11 protein-coding genes are annotated in these 18,078 nt (G+C 35.9%); 2 read left to right on the forward strand and 9 right to left on the reverse strand.

Translation table 11 applies throughout. The features are described from left to right. Positions 1-130: 130 nt before the first annotated feature. The 4 genes from ACFQ13_RS16110 to ACFQ13_RS16125 form a co-directional block, all read right to left on the reverse strand. Positions 131-829: a LytR/AlgR family response regulator transcription factor gene (locus ACFQ13_RS16110; protein ID WP_386119158.1), complete on the reverse strand. Its 699-nt coding sequence runs from the start codon at positions 827-829 to the stop codon at positions 131-133. Further along, complete coding sequence (locus ACFQ13_RS16115) at positions 819-2,894, reverse strand: tetratricopeptide repeat-containing sensor histidine kinase (protein ID WP_386119160.1); 2,076 nt, start codon at positions 2,892-2,894, stop codon at positions 819-821. The genes ACFQ13_RS16110 and ACFQ13_RS16115 overlap by 11 nt, the downstream gene beginning before the upstream one ends. Positions 2,895-2,921: 27 nt before the next feature. After that, complete coding sequence (locus tag ACFQ13_RS16120) at positions 2,922-4,481, reverse strand: NAD(P)/FAD-dependent oxidoreductase (RefSeq protein ID WP_386119163.1); 1,560 nt, start codon at positions 4,479-4,481, stop codon at positions 2,922-2,924. 137 nt (positions 4,482-4,618) lie between these two features. After that, positions 4,619-7,147 (reverse strand): S9 family peptidase, encoded by a 2,529-nt coding sequence (locus tag ACFQ13_RS16125; protein WP_386119165.1) that lies wholly within the window; start codon positions 7,145-7,147, stop codon positions 4,619-4,621. Between the two features lie 164 nt (positions 7,148-7,311). Here ACFQ13_RS16125 and ACFQ13_RS16130 point away from each other — a divergent pair, with 164 nt between their 5' ends. Further along, positions 7,312-8,316 carry an App1 family protein gene (locus tag ACFQ13_RS16130; RefSeq protein ID WP_386119167.1) on the forward strand — a complete coding sequence of 335 codons (1,005 nt, stop codon included), beginning with the start codon at positions 7,312-7,314 and terminating at the stop codon, positions 8,314-8,316. Between the two features lie 78 nt (positions 8,317-8,394). Here the strand turns inward: ACFQ13_RS16130 and ACFQ13_RS16135 are convergent, their stop codons facing one another. From ACFQ13_RS16135 to ACFQ13_RS16145, 3 genes are all read right to left on the reverse strand, one after another. Beyond that, positions 8,395-9,009: a deoxynucleoside kinase gene (locus tag ACFQ13_RS16135; protein WP_114308514.1), complete on the reverse strand. Its 615-nt coding sequence runs from the start codon at positions 9,007-9,009 to the stop codon at positions 8,395-8,397. 3 nt (positions 9,010-9,012) lie between these two features. Further along, positions 9,013-9,807: a hypothetical protein gene (locus ACFQ13_RS16140; RefSeq protein WP_386119169.1), complete on the reverse strand. Its 795-nt coding sequence runs from the start codon at positions 9,805-9,807 to the stop codon at positions 9,013-9,015. 164 nt (positions 9,808-9,971) lie between these two features. After that, a complete protein-coding gene (locus tag ACFQ13_RS16145; protein WP_386119171.1) occupies positions 9,972-11,564 on the reverse strand; it encodes a T9SS type A sorting domain-containing protein in 1,593 nt (530 codons plus the stop codon). A 191-nt stretch (positions 11,565-11,755) separates the two neighbouring features. On the opposite strand from ACFQ13_RS16145, the gene ACFQ13_RS16150 reads away from it, so the two are divergent. Then, positions 11,756-15,820, forward strand: a complete 4,065-nt coding sequence (locus tag ACFQ13_RS16150) for a choice-of-anchor J domain-containing protein (protein ID WP_386119173.1) — start codon at positions 11,756-11,758, stop codon at positions 15,818-15,820. A gap of 70 nt (positions 15,821-15,890) precedes the next feature. Here ACFQ13_RS16150 and ACFQ13_RS16155 read toward each other — a convergent pair whose 3' ends face one another. After that, positions 15,891-16,601, reverse strand: a complete 711-nt coding sequence (locus tag ACFQ13_RS16155; RefSeq protein ID WP_386119175.1) for a response regulator transcription factor — start codon at positions 16,599-16,601, stop codon at positions 15,891-15,893. After that, positions 16,576-18,054, reverse strand: coding sequence for a sensor histidine kinase (locus ACFQ13_RS16160; RefSeq protein WP_386119177.1), 1,479 nt, complete (start codon positions 18,052-18,054; stop codon positions 16,576-16,578). The genes ACFQ13_RS16155 and ACFQ13_RS16160 overlap by 26 nt, the downstream gene beginning before the upstream one ends. Between the last annotated feature and the right edge of the window lie 24 nt (positions 18,055-18,078).

The raw sequence follows: 18,078 nt of genomic DNA on the forward strand, positions 1-18,078 counted from the left end.
AGGCATTGTTTAAACTCTTAAAAAAAAATGTCGTGAAGTGTGGGGTTTTGTCCGAGAAGAGTTTAAAAACCGATACCGTTCATCGTTTAATATAACCTAAGAACCTTAAAAAAGAGGATAAGTTAGTCGCTTATAGAGCGTTGTAAGCGTCCTTAAAAGCCGTCTTATAGGTGTTGGAGATAGGGATTTCATGCTCTGCAATATGGATTACAGCTCCTTTAACGCTGTCTATTTTGGTGAGTTTAACGGCGTAAGAGCGATGAACACGGCAGACGTCTGTAAGTTTATTGGCGGTTATAAAAGCATCAATAGAATCTCTTTTTAAATACTTTTTAATGCTGGTGTGTATTTCTATATACTTGTCTGAAGAGGAAATAAAAAGAAGTTCTTCTTCTTTAACCTTATGCAATTCATGACCTATTTTAATGGTGAAATAACTATGGTTAATGGCGTATCTGTTTAGGACGATATTTATTGTAGAAAAAATATTCGCTTCATTAAATGGCTTTAATAAATAACCATCTGGAGTAAGTTTTGAGGCTTCTTTTACGGTGGTGGCATCTGCAAAAGAGGTGAGAAATATAAAAGGGATCTGTAACTGCTCATTGATATATTTTGCAATCTCAAAACCTTGGTTGCTCCCATGCATATTGATATCTAAAATAGCAAGGTCTGGTGGGTTAGTTTCAAGAGCTTTAATGGCGCTTTCTGCATTGAAGGCAATAGCTGTAACATCATAGCCTAAATCTTCTAAAATACTATTCAGCTGTTCCGAGATGAAAACATCATCATCTGCAATTAAAATTTTGGATTTAATGTTATCGGGCATGAAAGGTGATTTTTAGGTCGAATCCGTCGGAATTATTAATGTCTAGCTTACCAAGTAATTGTCTAGTGGAAAGTGCATAAATTAACTTTAATCCAAATGATTGACTCGATTCAATAGTGGTACCTTCCGGTAAGCCACAACCATTATCCGTATATCGAAATGCAATGTCTTGCTCTAATTTTTCAATAGAGATATTTACTTGTTTTTGGTGAGGTTTAGACCAAGCGTATTTTATACTGTTAGCAATTAACTCATGTAAAATAAGGCCTAAAGTTTGGGCTTGCTCAACGTCTAACCAAAGTTGAGTGCCGTGAACGGTAAAGGTATCGTCATCAGTCTTTATAGGTTCTAACAAGAGCTTTACAATGTCGTTAAAATAGTCTTTAACGTCAATTTGTTTATAATTTCCTTTAAGATACATTTTTTGATGTGCGAGCTGCATGGCATCAATTCGGGTTTTACTATCTATCAAGGCTTTTTTAGCAATGTTATTCTCTGTGTTTTTAGATTTTAAATATAAGACAGAAGAGACCACTTGCATATTGTTTTTAACACGATGGTGTACCTCTTTTAATAAGATTTCTTTATCGTTTAAGGCGTTCTCTATAACGCGATTCTTTTTTGATAATACGGCTGCAATTTTCTTTTTTTGATGGTAAAAATAGGTGACGCATATAACGAGAAGAATAAGTATAATAATGCTAGAAAGGGCCGTGTAGTTTCTTAACCTGTTTCGCTCTTCTTTTTTATCATATTGATATTGAAGTAGTGTTATTTCATTGGCTTTATTGATACTATCGGCAAGGGACTTCTTCTGATAAATGTCTTGCATTTCTAGACGGATAATATCCCTTATCCCTTCCTCATTTCTTATTTGATTATTGTAGTTATTGTAGGCTTTGTAATAGGTGAGTGCTTTTGTTAAATCGCCTCGTGATTCATAAGCTAAAGCTAAACCTTCACTTGCTAGTTTTAGAGGTTGCAAATGGTGATTGTCTTTGGCTGTGCGGTAAGCTTTTTGGTAATACCTATAGCTCTCATTGTGCCGATTAAGTTTATGATCTGTTTTCGCTGCTATGATATAGGCTTTATCTAAGTCTTCTTTAATTTTTAAATTCTCAAGCTGTGTAATAGCGAGTGTAATATTGGCTTTGGCTTCTTTTAAATGGTTCTGCTGTAAATACACCTCGGCTAAATTGGTTCTTACTTTGGCTTCAAGTAAGGATGCTTCAGTAGTTAAAGCCACACGAAGGGCTTCCTTATAATTTTGTAAGGCCCGATCGAGATCATTAAGTTCTAAATTTAATTCTCCCAATTTGTTTAAAGACCTAATAAGTCGGTTGTTATTGTTAAGTCTTTTTGCGTAAGAAATGGCCGTTAAATAATGCTTTTGCGCAGTGCTGTACTCTTTTATAGAAAGATTAATATTTCCTAAGTTCTCATAGATCGACGATTTAAATCCGCCAAACTTGTGTGTCGTACAAAAATGCAAGGCCTCTTGAAAAGTGGCTATACTTAATTTATATTGGCCTTGGGCTTCATAAATTTCTCCAATATTAATTTTAGCACGGGCGTATTCTACATTGAGTTGGTGTTTATTGGCATAGTCCAAACACTTAAAATGATACTCTAAAGCGAGGTCAGAGTTACCTTGACTGTTTTTTAAATTCCCGAGGTCGCCGTATAGTGTTGCGACCCCTTCATACATCTGGTTGGCAAGGGCTAAGTCTAAACCTTCTTTTAAAATGTGCTCTGCCCGATCAATTTGGCCTAACATTAAATAGGAATGGCCCAAAAAATGATGGGCTTGTGCAATTTTATCGTATTGGGCTGTTGTTTTAGCTAAATCTAAATACTCCCCGCTAATTTTTAAACCTTGATTGAAATCTAAATAAACCGTTTTCCAACAACAATAACGATAAGCACTAAGCCTGTCGTCTACCGGAAGTTTATGGTTTGAAGCAATTTGGTAGGCCGAATCTATAAGCTGTTGTTTCTTAACAGGGACTTGACTGAATCCTTTTAGCGACCAACAGAGGGCTAATAAAATATAGATGAGTTTCATGGATTCAGGCGTTTTAATTAGCGCAATTTAAAAATTAGTAGTTGCGGCTTCTGCACAACGCTCACCATCCATCGCTGCAGAAATAATACCGCCAGCATAACCGCCACCTTCACCACAAGGATATAAGTTGGTGATTTCAGGATGTTCTAAACTGTCTGTCCTCGGAATATTAACAGGAGAAGAGGTTCTCGATTCTACACCTATAATATTAGCCTCTTCCGTATAATAGCCTTTCATTTTTTCACCAAAAGCTTTAAATCCTTTTCGTAAGGAGCCGCCAATTATTTTAGGTAATAAGGAATGTAATGGGGCCGATTTTAATCCGGGTTGGTAAGAGGTTTCATTTAAAGAATTAGACAATCGACCTTCAACGAAATCTGTAAGTCTTTGTCCGGGTGCAGACTGGCGTCGTCCACCAGATGTAAAGGCTAAGCGCTCTAAGTCTTTTTGGTATTCTAAGGCTTTTAACGGCCCAAAATGCTCGTATTTATGCAGGTCTCTTTCGGCTTTAATTTCAGTAACAATACCAGAATTGGCAAATTTATTGTTTCGTTTTGAAGGAGACATCCCATTCACAACCACTTCGCCATTGGATGTAGCGGCTGGCACGATAAATCCGCCAGGACACATACAGAAGGAATACACCCCTCTGTCATTAACTTGTTGTACCAAACTGTACGAAGCTGCAGGTAGGAGTTCATCGCGTTTCTCACCTTTACAGTGGTATTGAATACCGTCTATGATTTCTTGAGGATGTTCTACACGAACGCCCATAGCAAAGGATTTTGCTTCGAGTTTAATGTTTTTATCATTCAGTAAATAAAAAATATCTCTTGCCGAATGCCCTGTTGCCAAAATTACTTTTTCGGTATCTAATTCCGTACCATCAAGAAGTTGAAGGGCTACAATTTTCTGATCTTTAATGCTGAAATTAGTCACGCGGGTTTCAAAATGAACTTCACCACCGTAACGGATGATGGTTTCTCTTATATTCTGAACCACTTTAGGTAATTTATTCGTGCCAATATGCGGGTGAGCATCCACTAAAATTTGATCCGTAGCTCCATGATAAACTAAGTTTTCAAAAATTCGTCTCACATCACCTCGTTTTAAACTTCTTGTGTAGAGTTTACCATCACTATAGGTTCCTGCTCCGCCTTCGCCAAAACAATAATTAGAATCTTCGTTTACAAAATGATCCTGATTAATCGCTTTTAAATCTCTACGACGATCTTGTACATTTTTACCTCGCTCTAAAACAATAGGTTTATAACCGAGTTCTATACAACGTAAAGCAGCATACATTCCCGCAGGACCAAATCCAATAATATGTACTGGCTTGGCTTTAGAAACGTCTTGGTAATTAAATTGGTATTCAGAATTTTCAGGAAGCGATTCATTGATATAAACTTCAACCTTATAGTTAAACATAATTTGTCGTTTACGTGCATCAATAGATTTTCTTAAAATCTTGATTCCCGTTATTTCAGAAGGTTTCATACCTAGATCGAAAGCCGCTTTTTGGAGTAAGCCATCGGCTTGTCGTTCTTGGTTTAAATTGATGCGTAGTTGTAAAGCTTTTATCATGTTGCAAAATTAAATAAAAGAAACGTTATCAAAACCTTTTAATGAGCAATAAGTTGAGCTGTGGATTATTAAGTTTTTTCCATAAAAAAACCACGTTGTTAAAACGCGGTTTTTTTTTAAGAATGATTTCGAAATATTTAAGGTTTCGATTTAGGTTGATCTCTATTCATTTCTGTGATGTCTATCTCAGAAGGTTCGTAATTTAAAAAGTGTTTAGTAAAATGATCTGCTCGTAACCAAAATGAATACTCCGTCATGCTACCAAAACTGTGACGTTGTCCCGGCATAAGCATAAAATCGAAACGTTTATGAGCTTTTATTAAAGCATTAGCCATACGTATCGTTCCACCAGGGTGTACATTATTATCGACATCTCCAGTAATAAGCATTAAATGTCCTTTTAAATGCGAAGCTAAAGATTGGTTATTATCTATAAGATACTTGTACTTTACGTTACCATCATCATCCATTTCTTCTTGAACACCATGATGTGTTTCACTCCACCAACTGTTGTAGATATTGTTATCATGATTTCCGGCTGAAGACACAGCGGCTTTAAAGAAATCAGGATATACGAGCATTGCTGCTGTAGACATAAATCCACCTCCAGAGTGCCCATAGATTCCCACTTTATTAATATCAATAAAGTCATGTTGGTCGGCTAATTGTTCGGCAACATGTCTTTTATCGGCCAATCCGTAATCTCTTAAATTACCATATCCGTAGTTGTGGTACCATTTAGAACGGTCTGGATGCCCACCACGGTTTCCGGTTGTAACCACGATAAATCCAACTTGTGCCATACGATCTAAACGATCCATACGCACAGAGAATGATTTATTTACGGCTTCCGTTTGAGGTCCTGGGTAAACGTATTCTAAAAGCGGATAAGATTTGGTTTCATCAAAATCGAAAGGTTTATACATCACCCCATAAATATCCGTAATTCCGTCGTCGGCCTTTACTTTAAAGGTTTCAGGGAATTGGTAGCCAGCAGCCATAAGTTGTGATAAATCGGCCTCTTCTAATTCCATAATAAGTTTTCCGGTATTAGATCTTAATTCCGATTTAGGAACCGTATTCACTCTAGAATAATTACTGACGAAATAGGCATTAGAGTCGGCCATATTTGTACTCGTATTATAATCTCCAGGATTCAGAGCTTTTAAGCCTGTTCCATTTAAGTTTATCTTATATAAGTGTTCATAGTACGGATCTTGATCTTTAGGAATACCATGAGCCGTGAAATATAAGGTTCTGCTTTTTTCATCAACACCAATAGCACGTTCTACGTGATAGGATCCTGAAGTAATTTGGTTTTTAAGACGCCCTTCGGTATCATATAAATAATAATGTGCCCAACCCGAACGCTCAGCCCAATGTAACATTTCGGTCTCGTTGTTTAGTAAAACTAAAGGACGCGATTCTATATACGTATTAAAACGTTCTTCAATAAGCACTTTTGTGGCTCCAGTATTAATGTCTGCTACACAAATGTCGAATTTCTTACGATCTCTACTAATAGTATTGTAATAGATTTTACCTTTTTTAGATAAGAGAAGTGAAGGAGCAAAGTCGTCATCATAGCTCGATTTTAAACGAGGTTCACGGTAAACCTGAATGCTTTGTTGCTTCACGGTATCTAATTGTACTTGGATACTGCTTTTAGATGGAATATCAAAAACATGAAGTTCTGTTTTGTAATATTCATCTTCTCCTGGCATATGGTATTTATAAGTTTCTAAAGTAGGGCGTTTGCTAGAGGTGGTATTTATAACCCAAAGATCTTTTATGTGTCTAGAATCGGTTCTTTGGAAAACAAACTTTTTAGAGTCGTGAGACCAAATGCCACGTACGGCTTTACGCTTGTCCTTGTTTTTTACTTTGTCTTCATTGGTTTCTCCACGACCGCTACCTCCAAAACTGTAGTTTTCTTCACCATCTTGTGTCCATTGGTTTTCTACAATGGTAGAATCCTTTTCATTTTTAACGGCTTTTAAAAAGTTAGCCTTATCCATCCAATACAAGTTGTGATGCTTTGAGAATAAAACAATCGAACTATCTGGAGCAATGTTGGCCCATTTTTTCCAATGTTCTTTTTCCTTCTTTTTATGATCTAAAACCGTTAAGCCATTACCGCCTAATTGGTACTCAAAGTGGTAAACTTTATTTTCTTTTTTAGGCTTTTTCTTTTTTCGCTTTTTAGTTGAAGTTGTATCGGTTTCCTTTTCGGCATCCTCATCTGAAGGTTTGGCATCTACTTTTTCTGTAGAGGTCACATAGAAACGAATAGCGGTTTCGTTGTTTACAAATTCGAAATCAAATTTTGGTAAATGCTGAGCATCATACGGGTCTTTAGTGATTTCTGTAAGCCATTGTGCCATTTTTTCGTTGTCGAAAAGTGTTTTTTTACTACGCTTATCTGCATCTACGATATAATATTGAGAGCCTTCTGAAGTTTTATATTGGTACCAAAATCGGTTTCCATTTTTAAGCCAATGAGGACGTACTGAAGTTGAGTGTACAAGTTTGGCTAAGTTGGTCGGCGAGAATTTTGCTGCCGCTCTGTAGTTAGGTGTTGGGGTGGGGTTTTTAATGTCACTATTTTGAGCGTTTATAACACAAAGAAATAAACTAAAAAACAGGAGACTTAGTGATTTTTGCATGCTTTATAAAATTGTTTAAGAGGTCTAGATTTTAATTCTGACTAAATTACTTTGAATATTATAAAATTAGGAGATATTTAACATTAGCCTAACGAATTCTTTGGCTTAGTACTGTGCTTATAAGACGATATTAGTATCTTTAAATTTCTAAAAAGACAATAACATTGCGTTGGTTTAAAAAAGATCCCCTTCAGATTATCGGTTTTCGAAGTTACGGAACCGATACCCATTTTTATGCTAGAGGTCGTGCTCTAGAAGATGAATCTATTGATTTAGAAGATCAACATATTTGGCACCTTATTGTGAATACCTGGAAGCGTTTTGAAACGGATGAAATTAAAGGTGTAGGCTTAGATTTAAAATTACCTGATAACAGTATTATTAAGGTTACAACCGATGATAGTGGTTATTTTATTGCGCAAGAAAACATCAAAGGCTTAAAGGCTTTAGCCAATGATGAAGGGTGGTTGTCCTTTGAATTATCTTATAACGATGCAAGCATTAAGCGTACCATTCAGAATCGTAATCGATTTCCTTCTGAAATCTTAATTCCGTCGCCAAAGGCCGATTTTGGTGTGGCCAGTGATATTGACGATACCATATTACATACGGGTGTGGTGTCTGTTTTAAAGTGGCGTGTTATTTATAATTCTATTTTTAGGCATGCCAAACATAGAATTCCTTTAGAAGGCTCTGCGGAATTTTACCATAAACTACATCGAGGAGCTTCGGGTAAGAATGCGAATCCTATTTTTTACGTCAGTCATAGCCCTTGGAATTTATACCGTTATTTAGAACTTTTTTTACGACAGAATAATTTTCCGAAAGGCCCTATATTATTGCGAAGTTTAGGGAATTTACTTCGTAAAAAACCTCAAGATGAAAAGCCGCAAAAACAAAAGGAGATTTTAAACCTCCTGAAAACTTATCCTAATTTACCGTTTATTTTAATTGGCGATAGTGGTGAACACGATCCCGATATCTACATGGAAATAGCAGAAGAATTTCCAGACCGCATTTTAGCCATCTATCTGCGAAGTGTAAAACATAAAAAGAAGATGATTCGGGTAAAAGGACTGATAGAAAACTATAAAACCACTCAGGTTTTAATGGTAGAAGATAGTAAGGAAGCTATAGCCCACGCTAAAGCGCATGGGTTTATAGCTTAAACTATTTTATAGGTGAGCCCATTAGATCAAATGGACTGTGGTATAATGAAAAGTAATGATCTTAAAATCTGAAGCGTTTTAGAATAAACCATTGATTTCAGCATCAATTCTATTGATAATGCCACCTAAATCTTCCGGATTAGCCACAAAGTCTAAATTATCTACATCAATAATTAAAAGATTGCCTTTGTTGTATTTAGAAATCCAAGCTTCATAACGCTCATTAAGTCGACTTAAATAATCGATACTAATAGAATTTTCATAATCACGACCACGTTTTTGAATCTGATTAACCAAATTAGGAATAGAACTACGTAAATAGATAAGTAAATCTGGACCTTTTACATAAGATTCCATAAGTTCGAAAAGAGAAGAATAATTTTCAAAATCACGGTTGGTCATTAAGCCCATAGCATGTAAGTTAGGGGCAAAAATATGCGCATCTTCATAGATGGTTCTATCTTGAATAATGTCTTTTCCGCTTTCGTGAATGATGTTTACTTGTCTAAATCTGCTATTTAAAAAGTAAACCTGCAGATTAAAACTCCATCGTTCCATCTGATTGTAAAAATCATCTAAATACGGATTGTCAACGACATCTTCCAACTGTGCTTCCCATTTAAAATGTTTAGCGAGTAATTTTGTGAGCGTTGTTTTTCCAGCTCCTATATTTCCTGCAATAGCAACATGCATAACTTAATTGATTTTTAGTTGGTAATGACGTAGTACGTTTTCGTGGTAAAGATACAAGGTTTCATTGGTTACCAAAAACTGTTTTATTAACAAATTAGGTTGTTCCAAAGGGTATATACTGTTGTCGTTTTTTTTAAGAATATATAATTTGTCTTTAGATTTTAAAACCAAATGGGCCTCGCTAAAAGCTAAGCGTTCATAATTAAGATTCGGGAGTTTATGAATAAGACTTCCGAAGTAATTATAGACATAAAGAAAACGCTCTGTAAGGAGGTAACAGTAGTTGTAGTCGCTCTTAAGGTCTAAGACATTAGAGGGAATAGGTACGGTTTTAAGCTTTGTTTTTTGAGCTTTATAATCATAGAGTTCTAAATAATTATAATCTTGATTAAACAACCAAAGGGTGTTATGGTAGCCCATAGAAACGAACGATACATTACGGTAAGGTTGTGTAAGATTAAAGTCGATTTTAGAAATTTCGGCCAAGCGATTATCTAAAATAACAACCGTATTAAAATCCTTATAAAAAAGATTCATTTTTAAAGGATTAAAGGTGTTGGCGGAAGTGATTTCACCAAGCTGAAAATTGGAATACGTAATGGTTGTGTCCTTTGTTTTTTTATGAAATGAATTGTTATCCGTACTGTAATAAAGTGTTTTAAAATTATCGACCCCAAAAATGGTTTTTGCTTGAAGTTGGGTTGAATCTATAAGACTTGCTGAAAATGTGTTTTGATCTTTAGATTGTGAAAAGCCGAATACGCTAAAAAAAATAAAAATATAAAACAGCTTCTTCATGGCTTTTGGTCTTGTAAGGATGAAAAATACAAAATTTGAATGATTCTTTAAGATATCAGTCTCGGCTTTCTTAGGATGAAGCTATGATGTGCTCAAAAAAAAACACCTTAACCAATGAAGGATAAGGTGTTTGAAATTAAAAATGAAGGGATTTTTTTAAAAACTTACTGTTTAATAACCTTGAAGTTTTTAGTGGCTTTACCAGAGTTTACAGTAACAATGTAAATTCCAGAGGCCAAATTAGAAAAGTCAACACTTGTTGATGTAGCGTTTATGGTTTTAGTGAGTACAGCTTTACCTAGCAAGTTGTTTACGGTAACCGTTTCAATAGGTTCATGGTAGTTTAAGTTTAAAACCTCATTCACCGGGTTTGGGTGAAAACTAAATTGTGATTCATCAAAATCTTGAACACCTAAAGTTGAGGCATCGTAAGCTGAAATTCTGAACTTACCGAATTGTAAAGCCCATCCCCATACTCTAATATAAACCGTTTCACCTGGTGTTTTATCTGTAAATAGAACGCCCGCTAATTGATCACCTCCAATAACAAACTGGTCATTACAGTAAGCTGTTGTTGTGTTTGGTGGTGGTAAGTTGTAATAATAAGGTTCTAAGGTTTCAGCACCACAAGATCCTGTATACATTTCCATTACCGTATCACTAATATTGGTTTCGGTAGGCTCAAGGCGTGTTTCTACAGTAAAGTTTCCAGACGCTGGTACAACAACTGTAAACCAAACATCTCTACCACGTGTTGTAAAGTCTAACGTTCCACAACTTGGGTAGTTAGATTCGTATGCATCTACAGTTGCAGAAGTATTGGTAGCAATGATATAATTGTCTTCAAAACTCTGTCCTACAGTAAGTGCAATTGGTGTAGCACAGCTGTCGTTTGTTGGAGCAGGTGGTGATTTATAAGCACATAATTCGAAATAAATAGCTTGTGAAGATTGTGATGATGTTACACCGATATAATACGTTTCTTCAGCATTTAAATTAGCCAATACAATATCTTGACACTGTACGGTTGGTGAAGGGTAATCTTCGGATAATGCATTTAAGTATCCTGGTGTTCCGCTGTAAATTCCAATATAAGTTGGTGTAGATCCATTAACTAAGGTGGTTTTAAAAGTGTATTCTGCAGTTTCTGATGGTGTAAATTTATACCAAACATCAGGGTTAGATGTACTACAGATGGTTTCGCTACTATAGGTTGCACTTGTCGTATATCCTAAAGAAGGGTATTCACAAACTTCAAAAGTAGACTCTTCTAAGCGGTCTGCATTTAAAGGTTCATCATTAATTGGAGCTTCAGGGAAAGGATAAACACAAAGTCTATACTGAGTGTTTTCAAAAGCACCTCTTAAGTGAATATAATAGGTTTCACCACTGTTTAAAGTCATATTAGAGTAACGTGTAGAACAGCCTGAAGTAGTCGTTAAGTTACCTGGTGTTCCTGTAAAAATGGCAATTCTTACATCGTAAGTACTTCCGTTTAAGGCTTCGGTTTCAATAGCGTAAGTTTGGGTTTCGGTTGGTGTAAAAGAATACCATACATCAATCCATTCGTCATACTCTGAGCTTAAACATGTAAATTCTTCAGATTTGGTAAAACCAGCAAAGTTTCCAGTTTTTTCATTTTCACAATTAAAATTTACAGAAGCATTAATTGGAGTGGCATCAATAGCTTCATCAGTTTGCGCGCTTACAAAATAGCCTAGCGAAAGCGCAACGATTAAAAGTAACTTTTTAGTCATATGAGATGTGATTTTTGTTCAAACAAAATTCAAAAAATAGAATTGTAAATTGTTATATTAAGATTCCATTAACTTATCGTTAACCTATAAGAGCTTTGTAAAGTGTGTATTAGTAAATATGTTTACGCTAAATTAAGCTAGTTAATGAATTAACAAGGCTTATGAAGGTCTAAAATTTAAATTTATAAATCATGAGAAAAAACTACTTACTGCTTCTTTTTGCAATGCTTTGCTTAAGTGCAGGTGCTCAAACGGTCTTAATTGATGACGTTACTTTAGGGGTGTCTTCTAATTCTTACCAAGAATCTCCTATAGATGCTGATGATAATTATTCTTATTCGCAAAATATCTATTTGCAGTCAGAAATAAATCAAGCCGGTACGATTTCTAAAATTACATTTTATACCAACGGAAGTTTAGAAAACTCCAACGATCTTGTGGTGTATATGGCAGAAACGACTAACGATGTGCTAGAGTCGACCTCTGGATGGTTACCTTTAGAAGACTTAACCCAAGTTTATGCTGGGACAGTAAGTGTATTTAATAATGAGGTGAGTATTATTTTAGATACGCCTTTTGCTTATTCTAATACGGCAAATTTAATGATTGCTGTAGATGAAAACCAAGACGGAAGTGATACGAACGATTTTATAAGCCATAATTTAGGATATTCTGCAGCTTACGGTAGAGTCTTACATTACGGTAATAATACGACCAATCCAGATCCGGCTGCACCACCAACAGGAGTTTTAGATTATTACAGAGCTAATATAGAGCTCGATTTTAATACAATTTCATGTTTACCACCGAGTGCTATTGAAATTACAGATCTCACGGCGTCTTCTCTAAATGTAAATTGGACGTCTGCCGCAACATCATGGGATTATGTGGTGCAAATTGCAGGAACTGAGAATCCTGATGCTGCAACCGCCGTAGAAACCGCGTCTAATGCTATTGAAATTACAGGTTTAACTTCTAATACGGCTTATGAATTATATCTAAGAGCAGATTGCGACACTGATGGGGTTAGTGATTGGGTAGGGCCACTTTATTTTAGAACTGACTGTGGTGTTATTGCTGATTTTAGTGAGAATTTTGATGCCATGCCAGACGATTTAGAAACACCTTACTGTTGGTCTACCATTGCAACATCTACCGGAACCGCACCATCTATAAAAGTGAATGCAAGTAGTTCACAATCGTATTCTCCAGAAAATTATTACGAAATGGTGTTAAGCGCCGATGATACGGTTTATTTAATTTCTCCAGAGAGCACTACGATTGCCGATGGAACACAACGTGTGGAATTTGCTGCCAAAGTAAACTCTACCAGTTCAGGAGATACGACGTTTAAGGTCGGTTTAATGTCAGATCCTACGGACGCTTCAACCTTTTTAGAATTAAGTTCTTATTTATTGAGTAATTCTTCTGAAAATACGAATAACTACGCGCTTTATGCGGTAAATATCCCTTATGACGCTACAAGAACCTATTTGGCTTTTCATCCTGAAACCACATCAACTTATAACAAAACCGTTTATTTAGATGATATTGTCCTTACTGAACAACCAACGTGTTTTGAGTTATTAGATGTTACAGCTTCTAATATTAGTGCTACCGCTTTTGATCTTAATTTAACCTTAGATACGCAACTGCAAACCGAATGGGAAATTGTGGTAAAGCAAACTGATTTAAACTTTAATCCGGCTTTAGAAACAGCTCTAGTGAGTAATAGTTTAACAACAAGTATAACGGTAGACTCTGATGGCGATGCTTTAATCCCTAACAGTCCATACCGTGTTTTTGTCCGTGCCCAATGTGAGGCTACCGGAAGTGAAGGCTCGGGGTATAGTGCTTGGTTTGGACCTTATGATACAAGAACTGGTTGTGCGCCATTAGCCGCTAATTTTGTTGAAGGTTTTGAAGGCTATGAGGATGGCGATTTTCCGTTCTGTTGGAATAAAATTACAGCGTCTACAGGTTCTGAATACGCTGAGATAAACAATTCTTCATCGTATTCAAATACGGGAGAAAATGCTATAATTTTCAATCCTGGAAATGACGCTAATGCAACAATGCTTTTAATCTTACCAGAATTTCCTGCTGTTAATGATGGGACACGTCGATTAGAGTTTTTTGCAAAACAGAATTCTAGCGCTGCTCCATATGCAGATTTAATAGTCGGGACAATGAGTGACCCAACAGATGCGTCTACCTTTGAAGCGGTTTCTACAGTTTCAATAACCGCAGGAGGATTTAGTTCTGACTTTTTAGAATATGGCGTTAACCTTCCAATGCATGCCGATGCTGATGCCTATGTGGCGATTAAGCATGGTGTGGGTGATGCGGCTAACAGAACCATTTATATTGACGATGTGGCCATTGTAAACCAACCAACCTGTTTAGAGGTGATTGATGTTGAAGTGACTAACATATCTACAATGACTGCTGATGCAACTTGGACTTTAAATACCGGACAAACTGATTGGCAGTACTTGGTGCAAGCTTCAGGAACAGAAAATCTTGATGCAGCAACACCTGTTGATGTGACGTCAAACACTATTACTATTTCAGATTTAGACAGTAATACGGCTTATGAATTATTTGTAAGAGCAAATTGTGGAACAGAAGGATTTAGTGTGTGGTCAGATCCTGTATACTTTAGAACTAGCTGTGGTGCTATTGCTGATTTTAGTGAGAATTTTGATGCGATGCCAGACGATTTAGAAACGCCTTACTGTTGGACTACCATTGCAACGTCTACCGGAACCGCACCATCTATAAAAGTTAATGAGAGTAGTTCACAATCGTATTCGCCAGATAACTATTACGAAATGGCTTTAAGTGCAGATGATACCGTTTATTTAATTTCTCCAGAGAGCACAACGATTGCTGATGGAACGCAACGTGTAGAATTTGCAGCCAAAGTGAACTCTACGACTTCAGGAGAAACAACCTTTAAAGTAGGTTTAATGTCAGACCCTACAGATGCGTCTACCTTTTTAGAATTAAGTTCTTATTTGTTGAGTAATTCTTCTGAAAACACTAATAATTACGCGCTTTATGCGGTAAATATTCCTTATGACGCTACAAGAACCTATTTGGCTTTTCATCCTGAAACCACATCAACCTATAACAAAACCGTGTATTTAGATGATATTGTGCTTACGGCTCAACCAACGTGTTTTGAGGTGTTAGATGTTACAGCTTCTAATATTAGTGCTACGGCTTTTGATCTTAATTTAACCTTAGACTATCAAACCCAGACGGAATGGGAAATTATTGTAAAGCAAACCGAATTAAACTTTAATCCGGCTTTAGAAACAGCATTAGTGAGTAATAGTTTAACAACAAGTATTACGGTAGACTCTGATGGTAATGCCTTAATCCCTAATAGCCCATACCGTGTTTTTGTACGTGCGCAATGTGAAGCTACAGGAAGTGAAGGCTCGGGGTACAGTGCTTGGTTTGGACCTTATGATACAAGAACGGGTTGTGCAGCATTTACAGCGAACTTTACAGAAGATTTTGAAGACTATGAGGATGGCGATTTTCCATTCTGCTGGAATAAAATTACAGACTCTACAGGCTCTGAATTGGCAGAGGTAAACAGCTCTTCATCTTATGCGAATACAGGAGAAAATGCTATAATTTTTAACCCTGGAAATGATGCCAATGCAACAATGTTGTTAATCTTACCTGAATTCCCTGGAATTAACGATGGATCTCATAGACTTGAGTTCTTTGCAAAACAGAGTTCTGCTTATGCGCCCTTTGCCGATTTAATTATCGGGACCATGAGTGACCCAGAAGATGCGTCTACGTTTGAAGCCATTTCAACCGTATCTATTACTTCTGGTGGTGGTTATAATGTAGAGTTTTTAGAATATGCTATAGATCTTCCATTACATGCTGAAGGTGATGCTTATGTTGCGATTAAGCATGCTGTAGGAGAAGCGTCAAATAGAACAATATATATTGATGATGTTACTATTACTGATGTGAGTTTAGGCGTGAATGATTTTGATCTTAATTCTTCATTAGTACTTTATCCAAATCCTGTAACTCATACTTTAAATATTGAAGGAGATCATATTGAAACCCTTACTATAATGGATATTAACGGGAAGCGCATAATGACACAGGCGACGTCAACCAACCGTGTGGATGTTTCAAATTTAGAATCTGGAATGTACTTTTTAAAGGTTACAGATACTAAAGGAAATAGTGTTATTAAAAAGTTTGTTAAGGCGTAAGGATAAATAGCAAATCAATCCGTTCTTAACCTAAAAGCAGCTAATTTATTAGCTGCTTTTTTAATTTTATTTAGTTTGAATTATTGTCAATCCGAAATTCTAATCCGGCACCGCGATAACTTTTTATGGAAATGGAAGGATCGGCTTTTAAATGTTTTCGTATTCTAGAAATAAATACATCCATACTTCGGCCTGAAAAGAAATTACTATGGCCCCAAACCTTCGCTAAAATTTCTTCTCGCGGTATTAAGGTATTCTTATTTTTAAACAAGAAATAAATGAGTTGTGCCTCTTTTTCTGTGATTTTAGAGGTGGTCTCTGCAAGGGTTAAAGTAAGATTAACAACGTCTAATTGAAAGTTAGAAATGGTAATAAGACTTTCGTTTTCGGTATCTAGACTAATTGTTTTTTGCTGTGTGGTTCGTTTTATAATATTATTAATCCGCAGAATAAGTTCTTCAACCTCAAAAGGTTTGGTAATGTAGTCATCGGCGCCCAAACTGAGCCCTTTTATGCGGTCTTCTTTGGTCTTTCTGGCCGTAACAAATAGAAAAGGAGTTTCATGGTTAATTTTCGAAATCTTTCTAGAGAGTTGAAAACCGTCCATTAAAGGCATCATTACGTCTATGATACAGATATCATAGGTATGCATTTTAAATAATTCTAAAGCCTCTGTGCCATCTTTGGCCCATATGACTTCAAACTTATTCAGTTCTAAATATTTTTTTAGGGCAGCACCAAAATCAATGTCATCATCAGCCAGTAAGATTCTCTTTTCCATGATTAGTAGGGATTTTCAAAAAGAACGTTGAGCCTTGTTTTTCTTTGCTTTCAACATCTATAATTCCATGGTGAGCTTTTATAATCTGACTGCAATAATAAAGTCCTAAACCTAAGCCTTTATAATCATGCTTGTTCTTTTCACTCAACCTATAGAATTTATCAAATATAAGTTTTTTATTCTTTTTTGAAATTCCGATGCCATTATCCGATATAGTTATCACACTGTAGGCCTCTATAGTCTTTAATTCAACCTTAATCACAGTGCCTTCAAACTTAACGGCATTATTTAAAATATTGATAATTGCCGTACTGATAAAAAACTTATCAATTAAAATAGGAGTATCGGAAGGTTCTAAGACTCGTAAAAGCTGAATTCTTTGGGGTAAGGTTAATGAAAAATCATCACAAACTTCATCTATAAATTCAGAAAGCAATACGGGTTCTAACTGAAGATTAATATGGTTGTAACCTAAGCTGTTGTCTACAACCTGATCAATAAGGTTTTGAAGCCGTTTATTTTGTCTGTTAATAGTAGCAATAGCTTCATCTGAAATGGCTTTATCATCTTTAGCGTATTTGTTAGTTAAGGTTTTTGTGGCAATAGATAAGGTGGCCAAAGGCGTTTTAAGCTCGTGAGTAATATTATTAATAAAATCGGTTTTAATCTCCGAGATCCGTTTAATCTTTAAGAGATTTCTAATGGAGTAGGTGACTAAGGTGATGATAAATACAAAGAGTAAAAAAGCAACAAATAAAAGCAGGAGTAGTTTTTTTAGCATGATGCTATCCCAGTCAATTATTTTCATGTAGAGGCTTGCTCTGTAGGTAATAACTACGGTTTCTAGATGTCCACTGGCATTGGTAAAACCTTTATCAAAAGACCAGTTCCATGCGTTAATTAAATAGCCTTCGTCTACAGGGAAATCGGTTCCTAATAAAAAGAGATCAGGGTCTTCGTTTTCGGCTAAAATCGTTTCCGTTTCGCCATTTTCATAGGTAAATAGTATTAAGGATGCAGACCGCTTAAACAGAACATTTTCATGTAAGCCGAAGTGTTCAGCACCTTCTTTAAAATAGTCTAAGAAACCATTATTACTTTCCTTAGCAGCATTTTTTAAGGTTTGTATAAGTGCTTTTTTATTAATTTGGCCTTTGCGGTACTCGGGGATTTTATCTACAAATTCAGTGCGGTAAGCCCAGGAGATGGAGTCTACATAAGGGTTTTGTACAATGCTACCTATTGTCATTCTAGATTCTACGGCAAAATTATTTTTCCTTAGATCATAGGTATTAAAAATTAAATACCCTTGCATGGCCGTTAGGGCTATTAATGTAAAAATAGCTCCAGCAATCAGTGTTTTAGATTTTATTTGCATAGCGACAATGTACCATAAATGCGTAAACTGTGTAAAAGCAGCCTTAGGTGTTAACTTATTATTAACCGTAGTCAAAAGGCACTATGGTTTTTTAAATGT

The organism is Winogradskyella rapida (genome assembly GCF_042675845.1).
Taxonomy (GTDB): domain Bacteria; phylum Bacteroidota; class Bacteroidia; order Flavobacteriales; family Flavobacteriaceae; genus Winogradskyella; species Winogradskyella rapida.